The following is a 1,982-nucleotide window of genomic DNA, read 5'->3' on the forward strand; positions in this document are numbered from 1 at the left end:
TTTCCGGGTCGTCGGGTCCGGGTCCGCAGGGTCCTTCGACGGGGTCGCACGGATCGTCGGTGAGTCCGCCGGGTCCTTCGGGGATGGCCGGATTGGGAACCGGGACCGGATCAGGATCGGGAGTGGGGTCGGGACAGAATTCCTGCAGGGGGTTGCACAGGTCCGCGCCGATGACCGGACCGGAGGGGAACGCGTTCGGTGCCGGCGTCTCGGCCAGAGCCGCGGCTCCGGTGATGTTGAACGCGGCGATCGCGGTGAGCGCCAGCGGGAGGCGGGTGAGGTTTCGCATGGGTCGATGTCCTTTCGTCGTGCACCCGCTCCGTGCGGGTGTCGACGGTCCTGACGCACGACCCATCGCCCGCCTTACACACTTCCGGAGAATTTCTTCGGCCGACGCCGGACACCCGTCCCCGCGCCGGCCACCCTCGGTTCTCGTCGCGCTTCCGCCCGGTTTCCGCAGCGATGCGCGACGAGAACGAAGCGTGGCGGCAGGTCCTCCCGGGTCAGGACGCAGCGGGGTACGGGGTGTCGCCGACCTCGAGCTGCAACCGCTCCAGCTCGGCGGTGAGCTCCGCGGTGATCGCCTCGGTTCCGGGGCGGCCGTAGAGGTTGTCGACCTCGAGCGGATCCTTCACGAGGTCGAACAGCTCCCACTCGATCGGGTTCGCGGGACCGGATGCGCCGGGCTGGTCGAGCGGATCGTTGTAGTAGCAGATCAGTTTGTGGGTGTGGGTCCGCACGCCGTAGTGCGCGGGGCAGGCGTGCGCCCAGTCGTTGTGCATCCAGTAGCGGTAGTACATCGACCCGGGCCAGTCGTCGACCGTCTCACCGCGGAGCAACGGCGCGAATGATCGGCCCTGCACGTCGTCGGGAACGTCCACGCCACAGAGGTCGAGCAGTGTCGGACCGAAGTCGACGTTGGTGACGATGTCGTCCGAGACCGACCCGGCGGTGATCCCGTCCGGGTACTGGATCAACAGCGGCATCCGCAACGACTCCTCGTACATCAGCCGCTTGTCGAACCAGCCGTGATCTCCGAGGAAGAACCCCTGGTCCGACGTGTAGACGACGATCGTGTTGTCGGTCAGGTCGTGCTCGTCCAGGTAGTCGAGCATCCGACCGATGTTGTCGTCCATCGACGCGACGACGCGCAGGTAGTCCTTGATGTAGCGCTGGTACCGCCAGTCGATCTCCTCGTCGAGCGTCAACCCGTCCGGCACCGTCGCCTTGAGGTCGATGATCGGATCGAGGTCGAGCATCTTCATCCGCACCGCCTGCACCACCTCGGCGCGACCTTCGAGATCGTCGCGGAACGTCTCCGGAAACGGGATGTCGACGTCGTCGTACATCGTGAAGTGCGCGGGATCGGGTTCCCACGTGCGGTGTGCAGCCTTGTGGTGGCAGAACAGAGCAAACGGCCGGTCCGGGTCGCGTCGATCGAGAGAGCGGAGGCAGTCGTTGGTGATCAGGTCGGTCACGTAGCCGCCGCGCTCGACGATCCCCTTCTCGGAATCGACGAACACCGGGTTGTGGTAGTGCCCCTGCCCGGGCAGCACCCGCCACCGATCGAAGCCGACCGGATCGTGACCTTCGCCGTGGCCGAGATGCCACTTCCCGTACAGCGCGGTCTGGTATCCCGCCGCTTGCAGCTCCTGCGGGAACGTCCACAACGAGTTGTCGAGGTGCGTGTTGAGGGTGGTCACGCCGTTGACGTGATTGTGCGTGCCGGTGAGGATCGACGCGCGACTGGGTGCACAGATCGAGTTCGTGCAGAACGCGTTGTCCATCCGGATGCCGCCGTCGGCGATCCGGTCCAGGTGCGGTGTCTCGTTGATCCGGCTGCCGTACGCCGAGATCGCGTGCGCCGCGTGGTCGTCGCTCATGATGAACACGATGTTCGGGCGTTCCGAGGTCGTTGCCATGCATCTCTGTCTAGCCGCCCCGCCCCACCCCGTTCTCGTGATCTGTTCCGGCGCTCCGTG

Annotated in this window: 1 protein-coding gene and 1 pseudogene; both read right to left on the reverse strand. The window is 66.2% G+C overall.

The genetic code is table 11. From position 1 onward, the window contains the following. A pseudogene (locus ON45_RS18895) lies at positions 1-289 on the reverse strand (hypothetical protein); the annotation flags it as partial. Between the two features lie 214 nt (positions 290-503). Continuing rightward, positions 504-1,922, reverse strand: coding sequence for a sulfatase family protein (locus ON45_RS18900; RefSeq protein ID WP_040496040.1), 1,419 nt, complete (start codon positions 1,920-1,922; stop codon positions 504-506). Positions 1,923-1,982: the final 60 nt, after the last annotated feature.

The sequence above is a fragment of the Ilumatobacter nonamiensis YM16-303 genome, from assembly GCF_000350145.1.
Taxonomy (GTDB): domain Bacteria; phylum Actinomycetota; class Acidimicrobiia; order Acidimicrobiales; family Ilumatobacteraceae; genus Ilumatobacter_A; species Ilumatobacter_A nonamiensis.